The organism is Sphingobacterium sp. MAE (assembly GCF_056711605.1).
Genome location: NZ_CM160044.1, coordinates 3056932 through 3081941, shown reverse-complemented (window position 1 = coordinate 3081941; position 25010 = coordinate 3056932). Strand labels below are relative to the sequence as shown.

The following is a 25010-nucleotide window of genomic DNA, read 5'->3' as shown; positions in this document are numbered from 1 at the left end:
TCTGTCATGATTGCTTTAAGGGAATGTATAAAAAAAGCAGGTTAAGATATATTATTGATTAAATTTGAGTGATATATGTTTCATTGACCATAAGATATTTTGCGGATACGATCTTATAGTGAGTATTAAATACGAGTGAAGAACTAGAAATTTTGAAGATATGAAAATATTGTTGACGGGTGCCACGGGTTATATCGCACAGCGTTTGCTGCCGGTACTACTCGAGAAGAAACATCAAGTGGTCTGCTGTGTACGTGATCGGAATCGTTTTGATAAAAGTAAATATGAAGGATTTGATTTTGAGGTAATAGAAGTAGACTTTCTAAAGAAGGATTTTGTGAGCCAAATTCCGGAAGATATCGATATTGCTTATTACCTCATGCACTCTATGTCATCTTCAGAAAATGATTTTTCACAAACTGAACTCCTTGTTGCTGATTGTTTTAAAGCTTGTATGGAAAAAACAAGCGTCAAACAGGTAATTTTCTTAAGTGGTATTGTGAATAGTAAGCACCTCTCGAAACACTTACAGTCTCGCTTGAACGTCGAAGAAAGATTGCACTCCAGCCGTTATGCAGTCACTACTTTAAGGGCAGGTATTATTGTAGGGTCGGGTAGTGCGAGTTTCGAAATCATACGGGACTTGGTGGAGAAGTTACCGATTATGATTGCACCTAAATGGTTAATGACCAAATGCCAACCAATAGGTATTCGTGATGTACTGGGCTTTTTAGATGGGGTGATGATGCAGGAGTATACATTTAATAAAGCTTATGATATCGGTGGGCCTGAAGTCATTACCTATAAAGATATGTTGCTGCGGTTTGCTCATGTTAGGGCGCTTAAGCGTTGGATATTGACAGTCCCTGTCATGACACCAAAGCTTTCTTCTTATTGGCTCTATTTTGTTACTTCTACTTCTTATCCGCTTGCTAGCAGTTTGGTGGAGAGTATGCGCGTAGATGTCATAGCTCAACCTAACGATCTTCAAGAAAAAATTAATATCCAGCCCATGAGTTATGAAGAGGCTATTCGTTTGGCTTTTGGAAAAATTGAACAAAACCAGGTGATATCCAGTTGGCGGGAGGCCATGAATATCGAAAGATACCCAGATCAATTTGTAAAACTGATAGAAGTTCCGCAAGATGGATGCTTTAAGGACATCAGGTCTATGGACGTGTCAGATCCCGATCTTGTACTAAAACATATCTGGTCGATCGGTGGAAAAACGGGGTGGTACTACGCAGATTGGTTATGGGGTATCCGTGGATTCCTTGATAAGCTGGTTGGAGGTGTTGGATTGCAACGAGGAAGGACAAATTCGGAGATTTTATCAACAGGTAGTGTAATTGATTTTTGGAGAGTAATATTAGCCGATAAAAAGGATCGTAGATTGTTGTTATATGCGGAGATGAAATTACCAGGTGAAGCATGGTTGGAGTTTAAAATTGATAAAAATAATGTTTTTATCCAAACAGCCACTTTCCGTCCACTTGGTATTTCGGGTAGATTATATTGGTATGCAGTCTTACCTTTTCATTCCTTTATTTTTAAAGGAATGATGAAGAATATTGCTAAAGGTACGTCAAAAAATAAATAATGAAGTTTGCTGCTTAAAATCTGGTGTTGCGCTAAGATGACTGGTACATTTTTAATTTTTGTTGTAGAACTTTACGTGTCAAATGAATACGGGATTTAACTGTTCCCTCCGGAAGATTAAAGGTTTCGGCAATCTCGTGATACTTGTAACCGTCTAAGTGTAAACGGAAGATCTCCGCATTTTCAACTGGAATGCTATTTAAAGCCTTTTGGATATCATCATGAATCATTTTGTATTCATTTGAATTAAAGGATGTGGTATCGAAGTGGTCGCTATGGATACAATCTTCATATATGATGTGTTTACGTCTTTCTCTTCGATATTGATTGATGTAAATGTTTTTCATAATCACATACAACCAAGTCATTAATTTAGGATCATTTATAAAATTATGAACCGATTTAAGTGCTCTCATAAGCGTTTCTTGAATCAAATCTTCCTTTTCATCGTAATCAGACGTAAATTGACTAGCGAAATGGTTCAACACTTGTCTTTTTTCTTGAAATAAGACATTTAAATTTACATTTTCCATAATAACCTCCATGTTATGATGTGTAGTATATTTAATAACGCTTATATCTTTATAATAGTTTGATAGTGAATGTGGTATATTGTTTGTTTTCTAACTATACGTATAAATTCGTTGCATGCATTTGTATGTAAATTGTCTTATTTTCATTTTATCCATGAGTTTATTTAAATTTCAAGCATTTTTTAAATCGATATAATTTTTAAATCAGGTATTTATATCGTATGCTGCAGGAGACTTCATTATTGCTTTGATGATACATAGGCATATGATCGCTCCAAATCATGTTTCTAGAAAAATGTAAGGGTAAAAACTTAAGTTGTTCAGAATGCGTGACCATTTAGGAAATCAGCACGAGTAAGGAAATAAAAAAAGGAATGCAAATTGACTTGCATTCCTTTTTTTAGATGAATATCTAAATCAAGATATTGTTTTTTCTATAAGAAATTGCCATCATTATCTTCTTCTTCAAGACCATCTTCTTCGATGTCGCGATCGTCATCGTCAAAAACTTCTTCCTCAGGATCACCCTCTAACAGATCTTCCTTTGGATTGTCTATTTCTAATTCATCCTCCTCGGGATTTAATTTATCACTGTCTGGATCTACTCGATCGATTAAGCCATCTTCTTGATTTTCTCGCTCTATTGCTTCGTGTTCCGCATTGCCAACTTCTTGAAGAGGATCATATTGTCTGGAGTCTTTCAATTGATTTTCAGATCGGTAATCTTGTTCCGATAGATTATTTTGTTTTGGAACAATGCTGTTACTATTTTCTAATATTACGCACATAAGCAGGCCTAGTCTGTTTTTTGTGTTGTTTTTTTCAATTGTGATCATATTTTGAATTTAAGGAATGGAATTTAAGATAAAGAGTAAGCTCTGCCAGCGTGTTTGTCACTTATTTAACGAGCTGGTTAGAATAGGGAATGCTGTAATTTTAATAATTACTTTACCCATTGTTGTGTTATTCTAATTCAGTATCCTCTTTATCATTAATTTCTACTTCATCGATATCCTCTTGCTCAGGCAATTCTAGCGGCTCTTCTCTTGTGAGATCATCATCTTCCTCCATTGGAAGTTCTTCTTGGGGCTCACCTTGTTCTATTTCATCTTGATCTTCATCGGGAAATTCTACTGGATCTTCTGTATCTAATTCGCTATTTTTTGAAATATTTTGTGTTGATTCTTGTCCATTGGATGGTGTATCCTCATCTTCATCCTCTGGTACAAAATTTGGATCTTCTAATTCTGGATCAGGATTCTCAGCAGGATTTTCTGCCTGTTTTTGCTCGCGTAAATCATTCGGATTTTTTGGCGAACCATCAGGATTGTTGATTTGTGACTGATCGGCATTTTCCAATATTACTGCAACAATAAAACCTAGTCCTGTTGTAGTGGTATTTTTTTGTTGTTTCATCATAACTGTCCTTTTTAAATTAATCAATGTATAGAAAGAACAGTCGACATGCTGTAATAGTTGTTCCAATAAATACCTGAAATAAATGAATTAGTACGTCGGTGTATTGATCTATTTTTGATAACCCAATATTTTTAAAAGATGATGGCTTGTTTGCTTTTCAGAAAAGACAGTATATTGTAGATCTTCATGATCATCCCGATCAATGATGATATGTTTTGGTGATGGAATCAAACAATGATTTATTCCGCCAAAACCACTAAGAGCTTCTTGGTATGCACCTGTATGTAGGAAGGTGATATATTGTTCATTGTCGGTATCTGGCAACATTACATATCCGCGATCAATCGTGTTTGGATAGTAATCGGCACTGTCACATGTCAATCCGCCTAGCACATAGGGTTTATAATTTTGTTTTAAATTATTGATAGGAAATACGGGATATTCCTGATGAATAGCCCATGTATCTGGCAAATGGGTAATAAAAGAACCATCAATAATAGCCCAATCTACACGGTCACCTTGTTTTTTTTCATTTATTTTGAAAATTGTAGCTGTTGCTTCTGCTACCGTATATTTTCCAAATTCGGTAATGATGTCTGGTTCCTGAACGCCTTCTTCCAGACAGATGTTTTGAATGGTAGATATAAGCTGTCGGACTAAAAGTGATAGATCAATGTTGTCATTTAGTGAGCTTCGAAAGGGCATACCGCCTCCGATATCTAATGTCGTTAATTGTGGATTTATCCTTTTAAATCGGCAGTAAAATCGGATAACTTCTTCTAATACATTCCAATATTCATTTCCTGTATTGAATCCTTTTTCATTAAAGAAATGTAACGTGGTGACGGACACTTGCCCGTTTGCTTTTATATAATCATGATAGTGACTCATGATATTATCGGGTGATAGCCCAAATCTCGACTCATGAGGATAGGTCTGTAGAAAACTCAGGTTTATTCTAATTCCTATAGTTAAGTTATTGGTGTTACTCAGATTTTCAAGATAATGTAAAAGTTCACTTTTACTATCGATGATAGGCATGACAGAACAATGGTCTTGCTGAATCAAGGATAATATTCCAGCTTGATAATCAGAGGTCTTATAGCCATTGCAAATTATTTTTGTACTTTTTTTAATATTTCCATCTTCTATTAAAGATTTGATTAAATCGATATCATAAGCTGATGAGATTTCAACGCCTATATTGGATTGAATAGCTTTTTGTAGTATATGCCTAAAATGAGAACTTTTTGTACAATAATAGTACATATAACTGCCCTGATAGTTCGTTTTTTGTATGGCTTCTTTGAAATATAACTTCATCTCATTTATCTTTTCTTCAATAGTAGGAAGAAACGTAAATCGTAAAGGGGTTCCATAGTCTTTTGATAATCTGAGTAAGTCAATATCTCTATAAAATAATTTAAAATCTTTTATATCGAATTCGTCAGGTAGATCGATCACTTCGTGGATCAATAGTTGTTCTTTCATTCACCAATGCCTGTTTTAATAAAAATAATGCGAAGATATCATTATTGTGATCTTACATTAAGGTAGTAAATGTATAATAAATAGTGTTTTTCGAGGTTGTGCTCTAGACTATCAATAAAACTTGTTTGATCCGCTAAAAAAATGAAATATTTATTGTAATATTCCTATTAGTGAGAAAAAAATATTATGTTTGTTTGATAATAAGATTAAGCATCACTTTGTAAGGTCTTGTAAGATTTGATAATACCAAAACCATTATAGGAAAGATCCATTTTATATCGCTATAGATTTAATATCTGTAGCGATTCTTTTTTGATTATAATTTCTGAGCAACTCTTCTTTTTGATATTTGCTTTAAATAACCTTTGACTCATGTGCATGCAGCTGATGTTTGCAAACTGGTTCATCACTTTTCTCAGATCCATACGATGAATTTAGTCGCGTATCGGATATTTATATCTATTATTTGGAATAAATCTAAATAATATGTTATCTTAGCGACCTTGAAAAATGAAAACGCACTGGGTCAATATTACAAAAGGGGATAAGGAAAGTTTCTTTATCATTTATGATACACTGTATAGGTCTTTGTTTCAATACGGGATGGTTATTGCCAAGGATAGAGAAGTTGTTAAGGAAGCAATCCATATTTTATTTTATGAGTTGTGGGAAAAGCATGAGCGTCTTCCGGTCGATATTAGTGATCCTAAATATTATCTTTTTGTCTGGCTCAAGCGTATTATTTTTCGACAACTAAAAGCCCAGGAAATTTGTTTTGAGAGCTTACTGGAAGAACCTTATGAGGAATCTGTAGAGACTCAAAAAATTAGAATTGAGGAAATGATGGAAAGAGAGCGACATATCCATGCCGCTATGGCTAGGCTGACCAAAAAGCAACGCCACTATATTGAATTGAAATATTTCTACAATAAGTCTTACGACGAAATTGCTATTTCCGAAAATGCTGCTGTCCGAACAGTATATAATGTCATTTATGAAGCTATAAAGAGTCTTAAGAGTCATTTAACAGTGATTTTAATTCTTATTTTAAATTATTATAAATAAAATAGGTAAAAATCAGGTATTTCATGCACTACTCTTAAAATGCATGAAAAATAATGGATAACCCTACTCTTGAAAAATTGATCTGTGATCCTTCCTTTGTTGAATATTGTCTGGATCGTGAATCAGAGAATGTTACTTATTGGAAAACCTGGATTGAGGAAAATCCGCAATACGAAGACTTAGCAATAGCAAGTAAGGCCTTAGTTTTACAGCTCCAGACCATGCCATCTGAGGACGAAATCGCAATGGCAAGACGGCGTCTTTATCAAGCGATCGATGAAGTTAAGGTAAATCGAAAAATTCTGTTTCGGAAATGGTTTCCCTACGCTGCTGCGTGTGTACTGCTTTTGGGTTTGTCCATCTTTTTGTTTCAGCAAAGTCCGGATATGCTGCAGAGCCCCTCGCCAAAAGTCGCTGTTGTAAAACAATACGTTCCCGCCGGTAAGTACATGAACGTGCAACTGACTGATGGAACAAAAGTACGATTAGGGCCTACTTCTACACTCGACTATCCTCAGCAGTTTGCAGCGAGCGAGCGAAAAGTGAGGCTCAAAGGTGAGGCTTTTTTTGATGTAGCTCATCGTAAAGACCAGCCCTTTACCATCGAGACAGGTGAATTTCAGGTTAAAGTCTTGGGAACCTCATTTAATATTCATGCTTTTGAAGAGGACAAGGTAGCAAAGATTGCCCTGTTTACGGGTAAAGTGGAAATCTTTAATAATAGCATACGCCTGATCATCTTACCTGGACAGGCATTTGTATATGACAAAGTGTTGGACAAATATACTATAGAATCTTTTGATCAGGGACAAGAACGAGAGACGATGAATGGGGTACTGCACTTTAATCATGCTACTTATTCGGATATTGGCCAACAATTGGCTCGTAAATATGGCATTTCTTTTCAGGCTGATGCAGATGTAGATCTTGATTTTTCTGGAACTATAGCGCATGAAAATCTGGATCAGGTATTGGATAAATTGACTTTAACCACCTCATACCACTTCTTTCTTGAATCTAACACCTTAATTGCTCATAAAAAATAATATGAAAAAAAATAATAGACTCAGCGCGATCTGGGTTCGTTCTTTATTTCTTGGTATCGCTTTTTCCTATCATGGACTATCGGTATCGGCACAACAGCTCCATATTGAAAGTAAAAGCCAGTCGCTTAAATCCATTATGCAACAGATCGAGAAACAATCGGGCTATAGCTTTCTGTATGATGAGAAAACCATCAATCTCAACCGGAAGGTTTCACTACAAATGACTGGTTCACTGACTCAGATCTTACAAAGTCTGGAACAGCAGACTTATCTGCAGCTGAGATTGTCAGGAAGAAATATCTTAATCAACAATGGCTCTGTAGGTGTACTGACCGGGAAAGTGACCGATGAAACGGGATTGCCCTTATCCTTGGTTTCGGTGTTTTTTAAAGAACTAAACCAATATTTTTTGACAGAGCAAGATGGTTCTTTTCGGTTCCAGTTTCCAGCACATCGCCTGAAATCTGCTGAGGTCAGGTTTTCGATGATCGGAAGGCAGGGCATTACGCTTAACGTAGCGCTGGATAAACAGCAGACAGGAATACCCACTGTTACTTTACCGTTATTAAGCGTGGGCCTCGACGAAATTACGGTTAGCCCTCGTACGAATCAAAATTTAGAAAGTAATAGTTCACTTTATATTAATCGGGAGGTTATTGAACAGTCCGGAGCGCTTAGTCTCAACGATTTATTGAGTTTGGTACCTGGCCAGAAGATCGCTGCTCCATCTTTACAGCAGGTACAACAGGCTAATCTACGTAGTGCTTCATTCGGTACAAATTCTTTGGGCACCAAAGATCCTTTTTCATTGAATAATTCTTTTGGAATTGCTTTGATTATGGATGGAATCGCGCTGTCCAATAATGCCAATATGCAGACGCTCAATCCAGGAATCAGCGGTATGGGGAATTCTTATGTAGGTGGTAATATATCTGGTTTAATGGGGAGTGAAGACCGTCTTGACCGTTATACTGGTGATTATACATTTGGAGGGGTGGATTTACGTCAGATTGCAACGGATAACATTGAAAGTGTTGAAATAGTGGCTGGTATCTCTTCGGCAAAATATGGAGATATGACCAATGGGGCTGTGATCATCAATCGGATTGCTGGTGCAACTCCTTTCAATTTTAATATGCAACTTCGTGATAATGCAACTGTATATGGACTAACGAAAGGTTTTCAAACTAAAAAGTGGGGTGCTTTTACGGTAGGCGGTAATTTTACACGTTCGTATAATGATAACCGTGATAAGCTCAAATCGTATGACCGTGTTGGAAGCAATTTAATATGGAGTACAGCAGCTGGTCAAGATCGTGCTTTTACCAATACATTTACTGCTGATTACGGTCGCAATCTGGACAATGTACGTCGTGACCCAGATGATCCTACTGCAACACTTCTGCGCTATAGGGCCTATAATTTTTCTGTTGGTAATCGGACCAATTACAGAATCGACAACAGTTTTCTGACTAATATTGGTTTTAATGTGCGTTATAGTGAGACTTATCAGAATACCTATAAAGAGCAATTCATGAATAATACCTACATCATCTATACCGATGCGACGGATGTAGGGGTAACAAATGGAAAATATGCTTCTGGTATCTATACAGCAGTGACCAATCTGGAAGGCAAACCTGTTGATTTTACGGCTAGACTGGATTTGAATGGTAGTTTCCATACTGGTGGTATTTTACACCAATTGAATTTTGGTTCTTCATACAATTTTTCAAAGAATAAGGGGCGAGGGCAGATCGTAGATCCTACACGACCTCGAAATAATACTTCAACTGCAAATGGAGATAACCGTTCTGAAAGATATTATGATTATTCACGTATCCATGCCCAAAATCAGATTGGATTCTACGCCGAAGATGTTTTTAGAACAACTATAGCAGATCGCAATCTGCATGTACGGATAGGAACGCGGTTGGATCTGTTTGAAGGTTATGCTACATTTTCACCACGTACGAATATCAATTATGAAATCACTCCGGATCTGCGCATTGGTTTAGCTTATGGATGGGGTAGTAAAGCTCCCGCATTGGCACAGTTATATCCTGGTCCAGTATTCTATGAAATCCCGCTATATCAACGCACTGCAGTAAAAGATAATGGTGCTGTGGATGAAGCAAATAGTTTATACTTATTATATGTAGATAAGTTTACTCCTGACAATAGCAAATTGAAACCTGCACTTTCTGAGCAGTTGGAGTTATCGTTGTCCTATGAACATCGCGGATTTAGAGGGGGCTTGAATGTTTACAGTAAACGCAATTATCGGGATATATATAGCGAAATGTCTTTTAGCTCAATCTTATTGGGTAACTACATAGACAATCCGGATCAAGAAGCTGAGTTGCCCTATGTGATCGACGGTCAAAAGCGTCATCGCCTGTCCCGCTATAATTTTGTTAATGGGAAAACGACTAAAAACCAAGGTATAGAGGTCATGTTATCCACTCCAAAATGGACGGCGATAGCGACTTCATTTAATCTGCGCGGCGGTATAACCAAATCTATCTATAACCCAGTTCAAAATTGGAAAAACGTAACCAATAACACCAATAATCCAAATTATGCTGTAACCGGTTTATATCCTGTATTTGAGCGCAGCAGCTGGACCAGTAATGCTGCACTTACTTCGAGTACCCATATTCCAAAGGCTAAACTCTTATTAAATTTTACTACGGAATTTAATATTTTGAATAAAACCAATACACGTGCTACGGACGGTATCCCGATCGGATATTTTACGCAGGACGGAAGATATTATGAGATTGATAATTTTGATAAAGAAAATGTCGACTATGCACATCTGCTTCGTCCGATCGAGGAAATAAACAATCAAAATCAGCCAGGTGTATACACCAATTTTCATCTCAACTTATCAAAAGAAATTAGTAAACGACTGACCCTAGCTTTTCATGTTTACAATGTATTTAATTATCGCCCGCAATATAAACGATCGGATAGTGCGATGGTCATTCCTAATGGTAAACCAAGTTATGGTGCTCAAGTAAGACTTAAACTTTAAGCATATGAAATTACAACAATATTTAATGCTGATGATCATTTTTATGGGGTCATTGAGCAGCTGTCAGAAAGAATTATTGCCCAATAATGGTCCTGTGGATGTTACAGTCAATATTACTTATGAAAGCGAGGAGTATCAAGAAAAATTACCTGTAGACACCATCACGGTTAATATCTATTCGTTGAAAGGGAAAAAGATATACAGTGCTCAAACTGATGCTGAGGGTCATATTAAGTTTCTACAGCTTGCTCCTAATACCTATAGGATACAAGCTGTGATCAGCTTTAAGGTCGATTTGTTTAATCAATTGCTGGATCGGCAAGAGGATTTTGATATCACCTTTAGTTCGGAGATCAAAGAGATTATGGTCGGTAGGGAAATAGATCATCACTGGGATCTGTCCTTGGTGAGTGGCAATTTCAATCCAAATGGCTTGGTGATCAAACAGATCTATTATGCGGGTTCGCATGCGACTTTGGGTGCAAGTTTCCGAGATCAATTTATTGAAATCTTTAATAATTCGGACCAGATCCAGTATGCTGATAGTTTGTGCATTGCTGAGGCATATGGAGCAAATAATAGAAACGCGATCTATACATATCAAGCGAATAGTAAACAGTACGATTGGAGTAAATCATATGGAATGCCTACCAATATCAAGGCGAATTCGGACTATGTATATGCGCAAACTATACTCCGCTTGCCAGGTCAAGGTCAGGATTATCCGATCGCTCCTGGTCAAAGTATTGTAATAGCGGCTACGGCAACCAATCATAAAGCGCCTTATGAGGGAGCTGATGGAAAAGTAATCGCTGTTCAGGATCCAAGTTTAACAGTCGACTTGAGCAAGGCAGATTTTGAAGCTTACTATGCACCTTATATCGGTACAACAAGGCCTTTGGCATCTGATGTGGATAATCCCAATGTGCCGAATGTGGAGGTAATCCGACGGGGAAGTGGTGCCGATTTGATCATGAGCCAGACGGCACAACAAAGCTGGTTTATCTTTCGATCTGATGCTATGGGACCTGAAGCAAATTGGAAGGGTTACGGATTGCCTTATGCGGATGGTCAGGTTAATAATTCCAAAGCATATATACAGGTGCCCGTTGATGTGATTTTGGATGCAGTGGAACTACAGTCTTCCACTTCAACGCAATATCCAAAGCGATTTTCTGCTCAAAATGATGCGGGATGGATTGCTGTGGATGGTGGAGCTCGTTCCTCAAATGCTGTCATTCGGAAAACCAAATCAGTGGTCAATGGAAGAAGAGTGCTGAAGGATTCTAATAATTCTAAGGATGATTTTGTTTCCATAAAAGCAAACCCAAAGGGTTTTGCAGATTAGATCAGGTACTTGATTAAAATTAATACAATTCATGAAAAAACGAGATATAATAGGATTGTTGTTTGCAACTTGGGGAGCCTGCCTTCCAGTATATGCGCAAACGACTGTAGAGCAGGATACTATAGAGCGCCGAATACGTCAATACACAGTTGATAACCCGATGTGGTTAGAGAAGTCTGTTTCACCTCGCTACAGCCTAATTCAATTGGGATACAGCCAGATCAGTGGAGAGTATCGGGCTGCTCAGGATGCTCAAAAAATAAAAAATATCAATTTTAACTCGGAGGGTGCGGTAACAATTAAAGATGTACGGCTGTGGGGAAGATTTGCTTATAACCGCAGTACGGAAGATAGCACGAGGTTTGCCCATCAAACGCGAGAAAATCCGGCATCACCCTGGTACTTTGGGTCGTATGGCTACAATCATTATGAAAGGATCAATTATCTTATTCAGACTAGGGGACAAAAATACTTTGCTGACCGTCGGTACTCGGTCTTCGGTGGCTTGGATTATCATGTGGGTAATCATTTTAGTAATAACGATCCAAGAGGTACGATTGATGCAATTCAAGTCAATGGAAGCCTAGGGGGGAGTGCCCATATTACTTCTGAATGGGAGTTAGGGGCCGAGGGAAAGTATGGCTATGGCCAAGAGCGTGTGGAAATAGCCTATCGTAATGATCAATATGCGTTAAGTGCGGTTGAATCTCCTTTTATGAACTACATCGTGAGAGGATATGGTTGGAAAGTGAGCGATTGGTTAAATGAAAAGAATATGTATTATCAGAATGATATGAAACGTTATGGTGCTAAGTTTTATTTATCGTGGGATGGGCATTTGGGAAAGTTCTATGGTAATATAGGATACCTGCAGGAAGTACAACGCTATAGACAGACGCTACGTAATGATTCGCGCATCAATGAATTGAGCAAGTTCAATCTCGATCAATTGAGCTACCAACTTTTGTGGAACTTAAAACAGTCTAATCGTACCTATCTGGTATCTTTTAATAGTTTCATCCATAGCGGTAAGGATCGGGTGATCGAAAGTGGCGATGCACAGAATTATGTCTACAGAAAGAAACATCATACATTGGATTTTTCGTATTTGGTGCATAATAAAAAGTGGCAACAGCTATATGAAGCTAATATAGGGTATACCAATCAATTGCGTCATGATGGAGGTACGGAAACACGATTGGATTATGACCGTTTGGACTATGGATTGGCAACATTATTTACCTATGCTACAGCAAGAAATCAAGAGTTTGAATTTGGTTTGACCGCTTTTATGGAAAGAAATTTAGGTGCTGCATGGACGCTTCCTGTAATCAATGAAAATGTATTTCATCAATATGTGTTTTATCATGATGTTCTATATCATCAGGCAAATGTTTGGGGAGGTAAATTACGTCTGGGTTTTATGCAGCGACTTAGAAAAAGTAATTACATCAAGTTGACAGCAGATTATACGTATCGTAAAGCGGATCAAGCTGATGCTTTGGATAGAATGAATTTGGCACCTTTGGGTAGAACACGCGAGGAGGGAAGTTTACGTTTAAGTTATGGATTTTAAGTTGGAGATATTTAATTTTGATGAAGAAAAATAAGTTTTTGGTGGCATTGATGGTTTGTTTACCTGTACTAATCAGTGCTTTTGGAGATGCAGTAGATACGGGATATTCGATGGCTGATCTTCGCCGGATGTACAGCAGTGGCGATATGAGTCAGTGGCCTAAACCACATCTAGATGCTTCAGTTCAAAAAGGATTTGTTGATATTGGAGTTTTGCCCGCGGTTGAATATCCGCAATCAAATCCCTTCAGTAAAGAAAAGGCTTCATTGGGAAAACTATTGTTTTTTGATGCACGGTTATCGGCATCGAAGCAGTTATCCTGTGCGAGCTGTCACGATCCGCAGCTCGGTTTTGGTGATGGTAAGAGTTTAGCTCATGGACACGGTAGAAAAGAAGGAAGACGTAATGCGATGACTTTGTATAATGTGGGATATTATAAGAGTTTTATGTGGGATGGAAGGGCTAAAAGTCTGGAAGACCAAGTTTTGTTGCCTGTGCAAGATCACGTGGAGATGAATACCGTTTTGGACACGATGGTCGCACATGTTCGCGAGATAGCAGGATATCGCACCCATTTTAAAAGCGCTTTTGGGGATGATGTTGTGACTTTATGGAGAATCCAGCAGGCATTGGCGACTTATGAACGCAGCATTGTGAGTTATCCAAATAAATTTGATCGCTTTGTGTCGGGGCAATCTGATGCGCTCAATGATCAGGAATTAGAAGGACTTCATCTCTTCCGCACTAAGGCTCGATGTATTAATTGTCATAATACGCCTTTGTTTTCAGATAATTTGTTTCATAACGATGGACAGACACTCTATGGTACCAAACAGGAGGATTTTGGACATTATCATTTAACAGGTGATCAGAAAGATATAGGCGCATTTCGAACACCTTCACTGCGTAATGTTGCATTGACGGGGCCTTGGATGCATCATGGGAACTTCCCTACGCTGAGGGATGTTGTAGAACTCTATAATCTGGGCAATCCTGCTCCTATACAGAGAAGAGTGGTGGTTGATGAAAAGACAAGACCCATTCATTCCCCCTTGTTAAAAAAACTTAATCTTTCTAAAACGGAAGTCGATGCGGTATTGGCATTTTTGCAGGCATTAAGTAGTCCAACGCAACGCCGTATAGCAATGCCTGAGCTTCCCGAATAGAGCTTATATATTAAGTGTATTATTATTTATAGGATGAAAACTAAACATGAGGTATGAGCATGAATCTTTCGTCAAATCTAGAATCCCACATATCGCTATTCCTATAATTAATGTCCAGGAAATATAGTCTTTGAATTCATTCTTTTTATGTTTGATAAATAAGAGATGAACAATTAGATGGAGGATCATAAAAATATCAAAACCCTTGATAAATGCGCTAGAGGATTGAATAGGGGTGAGTCCTTCATATATCAAGAAAAATAATGGGATATGTGCTAAGAGGAAGATCACATACCCGATTTGCTCATTGAGCAAAGAGAGTCCTGGAAAAATCCGCCATTCTTTACACCTTATGGCATCGATTTCATGCAGGATGAACAATACGATTCCGATATATAAAAAGATCTGTTCTGGCATCTGATGTCACTATTTTTGAATTTAGTGGATAACTAATTAAATTTAGAAGCAAATATAGGACTATGTCCCTAAAATACAACTTCATTAATAAAAAAGGCATGCTGTAAAACAAACTAGATGATAGATAATTCGAAAGCTCTTGAGTGGGAACTAATTTTGGTGAGATCAAGTAATGGGATTAATGATAAAAGAGCTTGTGAATAAGAAGTCGTATCAAAAATATTAAAAAAATAGAACAATAATTGTTTAAAACTGTTCTAAGTCGTGAATAAACAAAATTAATCAATTATGAAAAACAAGATTCTTTTCGTGTTATGCTTATTGACAGGCTTCATGTTTATTAATGCAGGCTTGGACAAATTTTTTCATTATATGCCTATGCCTAAAGATATGCCAGAGGAAATGGTAAAATCGAGTAAGGCTTTTATGGAAATAGGCTGGTTGCTGCCTTTAGTAGGTGTGGTCGAGATTGTTGGTGGACTGTTGCTGATCTCGGCTAGGACTAGGGCATTAGGCGCCCTTGTTATATTTCCGGTCTTAACAGGTATTTTGCTGACTAATATTGCAGTAGCTCCTTCTGGACTGCCCATCGTATTTGTATTGATCGCAATTGTCTTATGGATCATAATCGATAATTGGAAAAAATATCTTCCGATGATTGACAAATAACTTATCCAAGAACTTTTACGTTTTTATTAATGTCTGATTTATGCCCTATCTTACGTCATGTAGATGCCTAGATCAATATTAAGAGAAGTTCAACCTGTTTTTGTGGTTTGCTTATATCTGATTAAAGGATATGACATACTCAAGAAGAGTAGTCATATCCTTATTTTTTATTTTTTTTGATTCTTTGTTCTATAGGTAAATCCAAAATTGCCATTAGCAATAAGTAATATCCTTTTTTCAATCCTAACTTTGGTGATTTTTGAGTTTGCTTATTCATGACTGTAATATTTAGTGTTACTATGTTTTAAGAAACTTTTTTCAAAGCTTGTGCCATCTTAAGGGGGGGAACTTATTAAGGGTATTTATCTGATTAGATTTGCGTATTTTAATAATGTATGATCGTTATTTATACTTAAAACTTACCTGCCGCTGTACAAAATCAATAATAATAGATTAATAGCGTCTATATTAGAGAATCATTAGAAAGTAAGCAGATTACCTTTTAAAATTAATATTATCCCTAACTTTATTGCCTTAGAAAATTAAGGATTTTCTACGTTTAAATTCTATTATAAAAATATGACCGTTTTAACGTTTACATTGATTATGCTACTGGGTGCAATTTGTGCTGGCATTATTGGGTCCCTATCGGGGCTTGGGGGGGGAATAGTCGTAATTCCTTTACTGACTATCTTGCTTGGAGTAGATATACATTATGCAATTGGGGCCGCATTGGTCTCCGTAATCGCAACTTCATCTGGGTCTGCAGCGGCTTATGTTAAAGAAGGTATTGCCAATATGCGTCTAGGAATGTTTCTGGAGATTGCTACAACAGCTGGTGCGGTTGTAGGTGCTTTAATTTCTACTGCTGCACCAAGTTCTGCTATTGCTATATTATTTGGTTTTGCTTTGATTTTTTCTGCTGCAAATTCACTCCGAAAAAAAGAAGAGCATATCGTGACTCAATCCAGTAAACTTGCTGAAAGATTGAAATTACCTTCCACTTATCCTGTTGTAAAAGGACAGGAAGTGGCATATGGCACCAAAAATGTTATTGGTGGTTTTAGCATGATGGGTCTTGCTGGCGTACTTTCTGGCATGTTGGGTATTGGTTCGGGGGCTTTTAAAGTGATCGCCATGGATACCATCATGAGAATTCCTTTTAAAGTCTCTACAACGACCAGTAATTTTATGATGGGGGTGACGGCATTGGCTAGTTGTGTTATTTATCTTCAAAAGGGATATATTGTTCCTGACATATGCTTGCCGGTGATGATTGGAGTATTGATAGGGGCAATGATTGGATCCAAAATATTGATGGCTACGGATCCGAAAAAGCTCCGGATATTTTTTGCTTTTATCATTTTTTTCTTAGCTTTTAATATGATTTATAACGGTTTTAAAGGTAAATTCTAATGCAGGTTACAGATAAAATTATTCAAAAAATAATAGGCAATGTCTTAAAATACGGTGTAAGAAGTGTATTAATCATCAGTATAATCGGGGGATTGATCTTTCTTTTTAATCATGCGGATGAACCTGTTGCCTATGGAAGATTTACGGAAAATGATCGAAGTATAGTCGATGTTGTTTCTGGGATTTTAAAGGGTGTAGTAGATCTTCAGGGACGTGCGATTATTTATTTAGCGATTTTAGTGCTTTTTTGTACGCCTTTGTTAAGATTGTTACTTTCGTTATTGAGCTTTATGCTCGAGGGAGATAAGCTGTATGTTTTTATAACAAGTATTGTTCTTGTTATTATTGGGTTTAGTATGTATTTTGGATTTGGACATTAAATACGCTACTCATCCAAGTACTTGATGTCAGTTGTTCCTACTGGCTGTATGAAAATTCTTGATAATTGAAAAGTTCTCCACATGGGAGAACTTTTCTATATAAAGGGTACTTGTTTTTCTATTTTCTCGCTTTCTTGATTTTTTCTTCTATAGGTAAATCCAAAATTGCCATTAGCAATAAGTAATATCCTTTTTTCAGTCCTAATTTGGTCGCGTTTTGATTCTCTGCATTCATAACAGTCAATTTTTAATGTTCAGTAGATATAACATATAAAGCTTTTTACAAAGCTTGTGCCATCGTGGATCGACTTTGTAATCAAACGTATTTATTTTAATTGTTTTACGTATTTAACTGATCCTCATTTGTTATTTATACTTGCTGATTGAATTGCATAAGCTCAATATTTTCCTTATTTGAGTTTTAAAAGATATTAATTTTAGATAGTATGATATTTGATTTGCAGTTTTTTTCTACCTATCTGCGACCAGGGTATTAATTTTTATGGTAAATTTTACTTATTAGAATGTGTTTTTTAGATAAAATAATCTTAACTTGCTAACAGTGAGTTTGATAACCTGTTTGACAACCTTTAATGTATATACCGATGATCCTAAAACATTCGAAATTACTAATTGCCTGTTTTTCCACTTTTTGTATTCTTTCCATCATTTCTTGTAATAAAGATGATTTGAATCGTAATACAGAACTTTTTAATGCTGATTACAAGGATATCCAACTGAATTCTGGTTTTTCTAGTAATAGCATTGCTATTCATTCGAAGGAGTGGTCGGTTGCATATGTGAAAGATGCTTTTACAGGTGAATTATTATCCGATAAAGAGGGAAATCCAGCTGTATTAACTGCTGTTGGTCAGGTAGAGTTAATGGGTAGCTGGTTGAAATTGGAGAAGACTGATCAAAATAATTTATTAACGATGTCCTTGAAAGAGAATTTCAATCGTATTCCAAGAAAATTTTCAATCGGTATCGTTGCTGACGGCAATCAAGATGAACTGTCTTTCACTCAGAATCGGGGAGAAACCTATGAGATTATCAAAAAGGAAATTATAGAAGTACCGGGAAGTCGAAAGGAATATAAAAGTAATGAAGGTTGTGGTATCATCCAACTGAATAATCATACTTCTAGAGCAAAAAATATGGAAACTACTTCGATATTTAAAGATGTTAAATACATATCAGAGTTTACGAGTACTGATCAAGATGCTTTTAGTTGGATGAATACGCCAGACTCACTTATTTTTATGGGAGAGATTTTAAAAGATGGAGTGACGTATTGGTCTAAACAAGTTCCTTATAAGGAAGGCCGGTATTTAGAATCTTATATGAATGATGGAAGTAAACAAGAAGTGCTTGTTGAACCCTATACAACAATCCATGTAAGTGGTGAAATCTCCTACTTAACGCGGGAGTGCATATATACTTTTACTATTAAAAATAAGTCTTCGGGTCATGAATTTGATATTTCTGGTGTTTGGAAACAAAAAGTACCTTTGTCTTCAATAACTAAAATCTTTTAATCTTTATATCTGTGATGTTTGATCTTGTTGCTTTTTAAAAATAGCATTTCGATATGCTTCACCCCATTTTGCAATTTCATCTATAATGGGTTCTAATGTACGACCATATTCGGTCACTTCATATTCGACAGTGATGGGTTTTGTGTTGAGGACTGTGCGACTTATCAGATGATTCATTTCCATATCTTGCAACTCTTTGGATAACATCTTTGCAGCGATGCCGTCTACTTCGCGAAGCAGGTCCATAAAGCGTATTTTACCACCTTCCATGAGTGTTCCAAGTATGTGAAATTTCCATTTTCCGGATAAAATTTCCATAGTGTCTGTTATCGCTGTTATCCGCGCTTTACATCCTGACCTATTATTGATGGTTTGATTTTTTCTCATGAGCTACTTATTGATCCAAAAATACGAAGTAAAATTACGGAAACGATTATTAGTTTCCAATAGGAAAGTAGTTTCCAAAAGGAAACTGATAGCAATTGTAAACTATCACTAAGTTATCTTTGCAGTGTATTTAATTAATAAAATTATAAAAAAATGAAAAAATTATCAATCGTAGCCGTATTGGCTTCTGTAATATTAGCCTCATGTGGTGGCGCTAATGGAGACAAAGCACAAACTGGAACAGAGCAGCAAGTAGCTGAACAAAAGGGAGAAACTTTTACAGTTGATACAGCTGTTAGTACCATTAAATGGAAAGGATACCACAAAGGTGGTTTTGATCCAAGATTTGGTACTTTAAGAAGTGAAGGGACTGTATCTCTTGAAGAAGGTGCAATTACTGGTGGATCTTTTGTTATTGATATGAATTCTGTAGTTACAGATAAAAGTTCGGTAGATCCTGCAAAATCAGGTGGAAAAACTTCTGCTGACTTAGATGGGCATTTGAAAACTGGTGATTTCTTTGAAGTAGAAAAATACCCTACAGCTAAATTTGAGATCACAAGTGTAACTGCTTTTGACGCATCTAAAGATAAGAGTGTAATTGCTGATGCAACAAATATCATTAGCGGAAATTTAACGATTAAAGATAAGACTGTAAATGTTACGTTTCCTGCAAAAGTAAATGTAACAGATAATGAAGTAAGTGTTCAATCTAAATTTACGATCAACAGACAAGATTGGGGATTAGCTTACGGTACTGAGGGTGATCCGAAGGATTGGATGATTTCTCAGGAAGTAGATATGGAATTGAATATCACTGCAAAAAAATAAGCCATTAAAAAACACGCTTTAATTATTTAAAGCGTGTTTTTAATGATTGGATATGATCAAAATCGGATCACTAACAATATTTATACTATTTGTTGGTTATTTAATGTCCAATTTTGTCTTTTTTATTGGGTAATAATATAGTGAAAATTGCTACTCCTGATAATAAGACAATAGAAATAAGGGTCGAAAGCCCATAAGCATGAGTTAGATTTTTCATTTGTAAGAATGTTTCTTTTTGGTCATGTAAATATATACCTAACACTAACGCAATGCCTAAGCAAATAGCAATTTGTTGTATGGTCAGATAAATACCAGAACCTATCCCAGTAAGATCTGTATTTAAATCCTTTAAAGCGATGGTCATTAAAGAAGGTAGTACAGTTCCGCAACCTAAGCCGTAAAAGAACAATATTCCATGGAGTTGTTGAATAGAAACTTTGCTTTGATTGTAAATGAAAAGATGTGCTATTAATGCAATTACCATCATGGTTAATCCGATAAGGATGATCTTTTTGCCGTTTTTTTGAATAAAACGACTTACTATCACACTGGCAATAACATAGCCTATTCCTTGATATACAAATGCAATACCTGTCATGGTAGGTGTAAAGTGCTTATATGCCTGTAAATAATTAGAATTTATAATGAAATAAGCATCTTGTACCATGTAATAAGCTAATGCGGCACCTAAGCCTAAATTAAAAATTTTATTGCTAAAAAGCGAGAAATTAATTAGGGTAGCATGACCAAGATCGTATTGATTTTTCTGTTGTTTCAGAAAAATATAGTATGAAGAGTATAGAAGTGCTTAATAAGATAATAATCCATAGGGGCCAATGTAACTCAGGTCCTAATATCAAAGGACAGATTAAACAAATGAGTACTCCAAACAATTGAAACATGGATATCAAGTTAATGTGTAATGTTGTTTGTGCTTGGGTAGTGGGAATGGTTAAATAGGCCATAAAAAAAGCAAAAATACCAATAGGAATATTGATGAGAAATATCAATCGCCAGCTTTCATCGATCCAGGTCTGATCTGGAAGGATACCTCCCAGCAGTTGACCTAAGATAGACGCTACTCCAGCAACGCTACCATAAATGCCTAATGCCAATGAACGTTTTTCTTGTTCTTTAAATAAGAAGGTTAACAATGCGATGCCTTGTGGCACCATAAAACCTGAACTTATACCTTGTAAAAGTCTCCCAAATAGTAATAGATATACTGTGTTTGATAGCGCACAGATGAGGGATGAAGTCGTAAAACCAAGCATACCGATGAGGTATATTTTTTTTCTACCATAGTAATGACCTGCATTTCCAGAACAAATTAATAAACTTGCATAGCCAATTACATATAGAATAATGATCCATTGGGTTTCACTTGTAGTAAGTTGCAGTGTCTCTTGTATAGAGGGTAGGGAAACATTGATGATAAATAAGTCGATAACGAATAGAAATATCCCTGTAGAGAGGATGGATATTTTAAGTATATCTCTGATCTGAAGCTGCATATTAAAAGTTTTTGTTAATTTTATCAAGCAAATTTAAGGGTGTCACTTTTCGTTATCAAGTAGTTATAATAAGTATACTAAGTATAGTTTTATGTACTCATACTCAGTATAAGACAATTATGGAAGAAAAAAATATAAAAAATTTTGGGAGTTGTTGCGATGTCAACGGTATCTTTAAAATTATAGGTGGAAAATGGAAAGTTTTGCTTATTAAGTCTATTGCGCAACAATGTCCAAAAAGATTTGGTGAGTTGAAAAGGGAAATGGAAGATATTGCGCAGACGACGTTGACCATGCAATTGCGAGAATTGGAAAGGGATGGTATTATTTGTCGCAAAGTTTATCCAGAATCGCCTCCTCGGGTTGAATATAAATTAAGTGATATGGGGAAAACATTATTGCCAGTTATTGAGATGCTGGACCAATGGTGGGTGGAATACAAAGAAATACAGCTTTAAATCAGGAATGTCATTTAATATGATGCTATCTGATTGGAGTGATCGGAAATATAATAGTTATACACGTCTTTTAATCCTTTTCCATTTATGCTTGTCAAAAGAGCATCATCTAAATTATTATTATGTTGAAGAAATCATATATAATCGCCATATTCTTGTTTTGCTTTAGTTTGACTTATAGTCAAAATAGAATAGGCAGTGGGGGAAATGTAACCATCTTCTCGGATCGTGATCCATTTTATTTGTTTATCAATGGTATTCAATACAATGACCAACCTTCAAAACAGGTGCGTGTTGAACAATTGAAGGATCATCTTTATGATCTTCAAGTTGAATTTGTCGGTAGAGTGAAATCTTCACTCTCGAAAAAAGGAGTTTCCGTATTGAATGAAGATGGAGAATTTTTGGATTTAACGTATCTAGCAAACAGTATCAGAAGTAATCGCATGCGTAGCTTGACACTATATGCCATGTTTCCTGCAGATAATCATCTTCCTGATCCTAGAGCTGCTCAGGTATTTGCTTATGGAAGACCGAAGCAGATCGTTGATTCTGAATCGGAGTATGAATATGGTCATGAAACCTATTATGGGGATGAAATGACAGTATCCGAATTTAATGCTTTTTTGAAAACGATTGATCAAGGTGGATTTGATAATGATAAGTTAAAAATCGCTAGTATGTCTACTTCGCAGGTTTCTTTCTCACTGAATCAGATCAAAGATGTACTAAAAAGGTTTTCATGGGATGAGGGTAAGCTTGCTTTTGCCAAAATGGCATATGCAAATTGTCCTGAAAAAAGGAACTATATGTTGCTTACTGATCAGTTTTCTTTTGGCGACAGCAAGAATAAATTGTTGGATTTTATTAAAAATCAACCAATTGATAGTGAATATCTCGAAAGAATGAGTGAGGTTGAATTGAATAGTTTGATTAAAATGATGAGTCAAAGTGGTTTTGACGAAGATAAATTGAAAATATTGGCAACTGTAAGTGAAAAGGTAGCATTTCCTGTAACTTCTATTAAGAGAATTCTCAAAGAACTGAGCTGGGACCAGGGGAAATTGTCTGCGGCGCAAAAGCTCTATCCAAATTGTCTCGATAAGCGTAATTATGCGATCTTATTAGATGAGTTTACATTTTTAGATTATAAAAATAAATTTACTGCTTTTGTTAGAAATCAGAAATAGGGTTTTAATTTAAGTATTTGGTGAATGTAGTTTGCTATCAAGCCATAGTACAATTTCTTGGTATACTTCATCTTTAATTGATTCGTTGAGGAGTTCATGGCGCATCTTAGGATATAGGTGATATTTTACGTCATTGTTTCCATGTGTAGTAAGATCTTGTACAGTTTTAATTACCCCTTTTCCAAAATTACCGATCGGATCTTCTTCACCGCTTTCTAAAAGAAATGGAAGTGTGGTCGGAATATGATCTGTCCAGTTTGGACCGCTACCTCGATTGGCGACATATGCGGTTGCATAGAAGGCGTTATTTGAAAATGGGATACCACATAAGGTGTCAGCGATAAAATGATCTCGGTTTTCTTTGGCTAAACTGAGCCAATTACTGTTTTTTTGATTAGGCTCATCTTTAAATTTTAGGTTATTGAATGCTCCGAATGAATAATTAATTAAAGTGGACTTCCGTTTAGGAAGTATTTTATTTAAAAGCCCTAAAAGTCTTTCGCCTATAATGGCAGCTTGATCCATCGTGCCTGTACCGATAAGCACTACACCGCAAAATAGATTTCCTATTTCTTGTACAATGCACCTTGTGATGAATGATCCCATCGAATGTCCGATAATAAAATGTGGTAGATGGGGATATTGATTTGCGAGCAGCTGCGCCATTTCAATACCGTCGTCTACGAGTCGGACACCGGGATTCTGACGTTGTATATAACCTAGGGCACCTTTATTTTTTACAGAGCGTCCGTGGCCTATATGATCGTATGTCATAACCAAGAAACCTTTTGCTGCCAGAAAGCGTGCGAAATCATCATATCTACCGCTATGCTCTTGCATACCATGTAAAATTAGTATTGTGGCTTTTGCTTCTTTTTCTGTTGGAAAATATAGGGTCTTGAAAATGTCATGTTTACTTCCGTTAAGATCTATAATCTCGTGGAAGCTGGATTCTGAGTGGATCATATTTTTAAATTCGTTCGGTTTATTCCTTAAATGAATCTTCTTTTTCAAATGCTCTATTTTTATTTATTGTAAAATACAACATCAGTTAATACTGATCTAATATAAAGGTTATTTTTTATTAAAAATAGTGATTAGTGCTCATGGATATGCGATGAAGGATCCATGAGTCTTACATACAGATAGTTTGAGAACTAGGCAAGACTTGCTTTTAATCTTGCTAGCAAATCACTAGCTTTTGTATCGTCGATATTTATCTTTCTGATCGATGCTCGTTTTCCTTTATCTTTTTGATGAATAATTTTTATTAAATCTTGAGTATATTCATTTTTATATTTACTGATATCAAATGCTGTACTGTGTTGTTTGATGAGCTGAAGAGCCATATCCATTTCCTCTTTCTTAATTTTAACATTAGCTGGCAATTTCAATTCATCGATAGACCGAATCTCCTGTTCATAACGTATTTTATTGATCAGTAAGCTTCCTTTGTATGGTTTCACAATAGCCAAGTGTTCCACATTGCGCATGACGAATGAGCCAAGGCCAGCTGTTTTACTTTTTTCTAATGCTTTTTCGAGCAATTGATAGGCTTTTTCTCCACCTTTTTGGGGTTCTAAATAATAGGGTGTATCGAAATAAATACTGTCAATGTCATTTAGCTGTACGAATGCATGGAGGGCTATAATCTTACTTTTTTCTGGACTTGCTTCTTCAAAATCAGCATCTTCTAAGAGTACATAATGATCTTTAAGGAAATATCCTTTTACAATATTTTTCCAAATAACCTCTTTTCCTGTTTTTTCATTGACTCTTTTGAACTTAATGTTCGCTTGGTCTTTACGATCAAGCATATCAAAATCCAAATTACTACTTTCAGTTGCACTATACAATTTCACAGGTATATTGACAAGTCCAAATCCTATAGCTCCGGTCCATATTGCACGCATATGTGATGTACTTT

Annotated in this window: 24 protein-coding genes; 14 read left to right on the top strand and 10 right to left on the bottom strand. The window is 36.2% G+C overall.

Going from position 1 to position 25010, the window contains the following annotated elements; all coding sequences use genetic code 11:
- Positions 1–160: 160 nt before the first annotated feature.
- A complete protein-coding gene (locus AC06G9_RS13225) occupies positions 161–1600 on the top strand; it encodes an SDR family oxidoreductase (RefSeq protein WP_480956449.1) in 1440 nt (479 codons plus the stop codon).
- A gap of 31 nt (positions 1601–1631) precedes the next feature.
- On the opposite strand, the gene AC06G9_RS13220 is transcribed toward AC06G9_RS13225, so the two are convergent.
- The 4 genes from AC06G9_RS13220 to AC06G9_RS13205 all read right to left on the bottom strand — a co-directional run bounded on the left by AC06G9_RS13220 (position 1632) and on the right by AC06G9_RS13205 (position 5042).
- Positions 1632–2132 carry an RNA polymerase sigma factor gene (locus AC06G9_RS13220; RefSeq protein ID WP_293925161.1) on the bottom strand — a complete coding sequence of 167 codons (501 nt, stop codon included), beginning with the start codon at positions 2130–2132 and terminating at the stop codon, positions 1632–1634.
- A 434-nt stretch (positions 2133–2566) separates the two neighbouring features.
- Positions 2567–2920 (bottom strand): hypothetical protein, encoded by a 354-nt coding sequence (locus AC06G9_RS13215; protein WP_248753439.1) that lies wholly within the window; start codon positions 2918–2920, stop codon positions 2567–2569.
- 175 nt (positions 2921–3095) lie between these two features.
- Entirely contained in the window at positions 3096–3551 is a 456-nt protein-coding gene (locus tag AC06G9_RS13210; RefSeq protein ID WP_248753440.1) for a hypothetical protein, read from the bottom strand.
- Positions 3552–3659: 108 nt separating this feature from the next.
- Positions 3660–5042 (bottom strand): type III PLP-dependent enzyme domain-containing protein, encoded by a 1383-nt coding sequence (locus tag AC06G9_RS13205; RefSeq protein WP_480956448.1) that lies wholly within the window; start codon positions 5040–5042, stop codon positions 3660–3662.
- A 510-nt stretch (positions 5043–5552) separates the two neighbouring features.
- Between AC06G9_RS13205 and AC06G9_RS13200 the strand changes: the two genes are divergently transcribed.
- From AC06G9_RS13200 to AC06G9_RS13175, 6 genes are read left to right on the top strand one after another with little or no spacing between them, the layout of a single operon-like run.
- Positions 5553–6107, top strand: a complete 555-nt coding sequence (locus tag AC06G9_RS13200; RefSeq protein WP_248753442.1) for an RNA polymerase sigma factor — start codon at positions 5553–5555, stop codon at positions 6105–6107.
- Between the two features lie 53 nt (positions 6108–6160).
- On the top strand, positions 6161–7153 hold the full coding sequence (locus tag AC06G9_RS13195; protein ID WP_480956447.1) for a FecR family protein: 993 nt from the start codon (positions 6161–6163) through the stop codon (positions 7151–7153).
- 1 nt (position 7154) lies between these two features.
- Complete coding sequence (locus AC06G9_RS13190) at positions 7155–10193, top strand: TonB-dependent receptor (protein WP_480956446.1); 3039 nt, start codon at positions 7155–7157, stop codon at positions 10191–10193.
- A gap of 4 nt (positions 10194–10197) precedes the next feature.
- Positions 10198–11541, top strand: a complete 1344-nt coding sequence (locus AC06G9_RS13185; RefSeq protein WP_480956445.1) for a DUF4876 domain-containing protein — start codon at positions 10198–10200, stop codon at positions 11539–11541.
- Positions 11542–11572: 31 nt separating this feature from the next.
- A complete protein-coding gene (locus AC06G9_RS13180) occupies positions 11573–13117 on the top strand; it encodes a DUF6850 family outer membrane beta-barrel protein (protein WP_248753445.1) in 1545 nt (514 codons plus the stop codon).
- 20 nt (positions 13118–13137) lie between these two features.
- On the top strand, positions 13138–14283 hold the full coding sequence (locus AC06G9_RS13175; RefSeq protein WP_248753446.1) for a cytochrome-c peroxidase: 1146 nt from the start codon (positions 13138–13140) through the stop codon (positions 14281–14283).
- Positions 14284–14286: 3 nt separating this feature from the next.
- Here AC06G9_RS13175 and AC06G9_RS13170 read toward each other — a convergent pair whose 3' ends face one another.
- Entirely contained in the window at positions 14287–14700 is a 414-nt protein-coding gene (locus AC06G9_RS13170) for a DUF6713 family protein (RefSeq protein WP_411028102.1), read from the bottom strand.
- Positions 14701–14988: 288 nt separating this feature from the next.
- Here AC06G9_RS13170 and AC06G9_RS13165 point away from each other — a divergent pair, with 288 nt between their 5' ends.
- The 4 genes from AC06G9_RS13165 to AC06G9_RS13150 all read left to right on the top strand — a co-directional run bounded on the left by AC06G9_RS13165 (position 14989) and on the right by AC06G9_RS13150 (position 18703).
- A complete protein-coding gene (locus AC06G9_RS13165) occupies positions 14989–15369 on the top strand; it encodes a DoxX family membrane protein (RefSeq protein WP_248753447.1) in 381 nt (126 codons plus the stop codon).
- Between the two features lie 579 nt (positions 15370–15948).
- Entirely contained in the window at positions 15949–16785 is an 837-nt protein-coding gene (locus AC06G9_RS13160) for a sulfite exporter TauE/SafE family protein (protein ID WP_045756582.1), read from the top strand.
- Complete coding sequence (locus AC06G9_RS13155) at positions 16785–17165, top strand: DUF1634 domain-containing protein (protein WP_248753448.1); 381 nt, start codon at positions 16785–16787, stop codon at positions 17163–17165. Before AC06G9_RS13160 ends, AC06G9_RS13155 begins: the two co-directional genes overlap by 1 nt.
- Before the next feature lie 605 nt (positions 17166–17770).
- The gene (locus tag AC06G9_RS13150) at positions 17771–18703 is read left to right on the top strand and encodes a hypothetical protein (protein ID WP_480956444.1); all 933 of its coding nucleotides are present in this window, start codon (positions 17771–17773) and stop codon (positions 18701–18703) included.
- A gap of 3 nt (positions 18704–18706) precedes the next feature.
- Here the strand turns inward: AC06G9_RS13150 and AC06G9_RS13145 are convergent, their stop codons facing one another.
- Complete coding sequence (locus AC06G9_RS13145) at positions 18707–19090, bottom strand: winged helix-turn-helix transcriptional regulator (RefSeq protein ID WP_248753450.1); 384 nt, start codon at positions 19088–19090, stop codon at positions 18707–18709.
- Positions 19091–19243: 153 nt separating this feature from the next.
- Here AC06G9_RS13145 and AC06G9_RS13140 point away from each other — a divergent pair, with 153 nt between their 5' ends.
- On the top strand, positions 19244–19921 hold the full coding sequence (locus tag AC06G9_RS13140) for a YceI family protein (protein WP_480956443.1): 678 nt from the start codon (positions 19244–19246) through the stop codon (positions 19919–19921).
- 100 nt (positions 19922–20021) lie between these two features.
- Here the strand turns inward: AC06G9_RS13140 and AC06G9_RS13135 are convergent, their stop codons facing one another.
- On the bottom strand, positions 20022–20627 hold the full coding sequence (locus AC06G9_RS13135) for an MFS transporter (RefSeq protein WP_480958185.1): 606 nt from the start codon (positions 20625–20627) through the stop codon (positions 20022–20024).
- A gap of 22 nt (positions 20628–20649) precedes the next feature.
- A complete protein-coding gene (locus AC06G9_RS13130; RefSeq protein ID WP_480956442.1) occupies positions 20650–21435 on the bottom strand; it encodes an MFS transporter in 786 nt (261 codons plus the stop codon).
- Between the two features lie 119 nt (positions 21436–21554).
- Here AC06G9_RS13130 and AC06G9_RS13125 point away from each other — a divergent pair, with 119 nt between their 5' ends.
- Together AC06G9_RS13125 and AC06G9_RS13120 are read left to right on the top strand one after the other, a co-directional pair.
- Complete coding sequence (locus tag AC06G9_RS13125; RefSeq protein ID WP_248753453.1) at positions 21555–21893, top strand: winged helix-turn-helix transcriptional regulator; 339 nt, start codon at positions 21555–21557, stop codon at positions 21891–21893.
- 122 nt (positions 21894–22015) lie between these two features.
- Positions 22016–23083 (top strand): proline and serine-rich protein 1 family protein, encoded by a 1068-nt coding sequence (locus AC06G9_RS13120; protein WP_346574952.1) that lies wholly within the window; start codon positions 22016–22018, stop codon positions 23081–23083.
- Between the two features lie 9 nt (positions 23084–23092).
- On the opposite strand, the gene AC06G9_RS13115 is transcribed toward AC06G9_RS13120, so the two are convergent.
- Positions 23093–24049, bottom strand: coding sequence for an alpha/beta fold hydrolase (locus tag AC06G9_RS13115; protein WP_293925183.1), 957 nt, complete (start codon positions 24047–24049; stop codon positions 23093–23095).
- 191 nt (positions 24050–24240) lie between these two features.
- The gene (gene ku / locus AC06G9_RS13110) at positions 24241–24996 is read right to left on the bottom strand and encodes a non-homologous end joining protein Ku (protein WP_045753955.1); all 756 of its coding nucleotides are present in this window, start codon (positions 24994–24996) and stop codon (positions 24241–24243) included.
- Positions 24997–25010 lie beyond the last annotated feature (14 nt).

Excerpts from the sequence above, each read along its gene's own strand:
- AC06G9_RS13225 (WP_480956449.1), top strand. The coding sequence starts at position 161 with ATGAAAATATTGTTGACGGGTGCCACGGGTTATATCGCACAGCGTTTG.
- AC06G9_RS13220 (WP_293925161.1), bottom strand. The coding sequence starts at position 2,132 with ATGGAAAATGTAAATTTAAATGTCTTATTTCAAGAAAAAAGACAAGTG.
- AC06G9_RS13215 (WP_248753439.1), bottom strand. The coding sequence starts at position 2,920 with ATGTGCGTAATATTAGAAAATAGTAACAGCATTGTTCCAAAACAAAAT.
- AC06G9_RS13210 (WP_248753440.1), bottom strand. The coding sequence starts at position 3,551 with ATGATGAAACAACAAAAAAATACCACTACAACAGGACTAGGTTTTATT.
- AC06G9_RS13205 (WP_480956448.1), bottom strand. The coding sequence starts at position 5,042 with ATGAAAGAACAACTATTGATCCACGAAGTGATCGATCTACCTGACGAA.
- AC06G9_RS13200 (WP_248753442.1), top strand. The coding sequence starts at position 5,553 with ATGAAAACGCACTGGGTCAATATTACAAAAGGGGATAAGGAAAGTTTC.
- AC06G9_RS13195 (WP_480956447.1), top strand. The coding sequence starts at position 6,161 with ATGGATAACCCTACTCTTGAAAAATTGATCTGTGATCCTTCCTTTGTT.
- AC06G9_RS13190 (WP_480956446.1), top strand. The coding sequence starts at position 7,155 with ATGAAAAAAAATAATAGACTCAGCGCGATCTGGGTTCGTTCTTTATTT.
- AC06G9_RS13185 (WP_480956445.1), top strand. The coding sequence starts at position 10,198 with ATGAAATTACAACAATATTTAATGCTGATGATCATTTTTATGGGGTCA.
- AC06G9_RS13180 (WP_248753445.1), top strand. The coding sequence starts at position 11,573 with ATGAAAAAACGAGATATAATAGGATTGTTGTTTGCAACTTGGGGAGCC.
- AC06G9_RS13175 (WP_248753446.1), top strand. The coding sequence starts at position 13,138 with ATGAAGAAAAATAAGTTTTTGGTGGCATTGATGGTTTGTTTACCTGTA.
- AC06G9_RS13170 (WP_411028102.1), bottom strand. The coding sequence starts at position 14,700 with ATGCCAGAACAGATCTTTTTATATATCGGAATCGTATTGTTCATCCTG.
- AC06G9_RS13165 (WP_248753447.1), top strand. The coding sequence starts at position 14,989 with ATGAAAAACAAGATTCTTTTCGTGTTATGCTTATTGACAGGCTTCATG.
- AC06G9_RS13160 (WP_045756582.1), top strand. The coding sequence starts at position 15,949 with ATGACCGTTTTAACGTTTACATTGATTATGCTACTGGGTGCAATTTGT.
- AC06G9_RS13155 (WP_248753448.1), top strand. The coding sequence starts at position 16,785 with ATGCAGGTTACAGATAAAATTATTCAAAAAATAATAGGCAATGTCTTA.
- AC06G9_RS13150 (WP_480956444.1), top strand. The coding sequence starts at position 17,771 with ATGATCCTAAAACATTCGAAATTACTAATTGCCTGTTTTTCCACTTTT.
- AC06G9_RS13145 (WP_248753450.1), bottom strand. The coding sequence starts at position 19,090 with ATGAGAAAAAATCAAACCATCAATAATAGGTCAGGATGTAAAGCGCGG.
- AC06G9_RS13140 (WP_480956443.1), top strand. The coding sequence starts at position 19,244 with ATGAAAAAATTATCAATCGTAGCCGTATTGGCTTCTGTAATATTAGCC.
- AC06G9_RS13130 (WP_480956442.1), bottom strand. The coding sequence starts at position 21,435 with ATGCAGCTTCAGATCAGAGATATACTTAAAATATCCATCCTCTCTACA.
- AC06G9_RS13125 (WP_248753453.1), top strand. The coding sequence starts at position 21,555 with ATGGAAGAAAAAAATATAAAAAATTTTGGGAGTTGTTGCGATGTCAAC.
- AC06G9_RS13120 (WP_346574952.1), top strand. The coding sequence starts at position 22,016 with ATGTTGAAGAAATCATATATAATCGCCATATTCTTGTTTTGCTTTAGT.
- AC06G9_RS13115 (WP_293925183.1), bottom strand. The coding sequence starts at position 24,049 with ATGATCCACTCAGAATCCAGCTTCCACGAGATTATAGATCTTAACGGA.
- ku (WP_045753955.1), bottom strand. The coding sequence starts at position 24,996 with ATGCGTGCAATATGGACCGGAGCTATAGGATTTGGACTTGTCAATATA.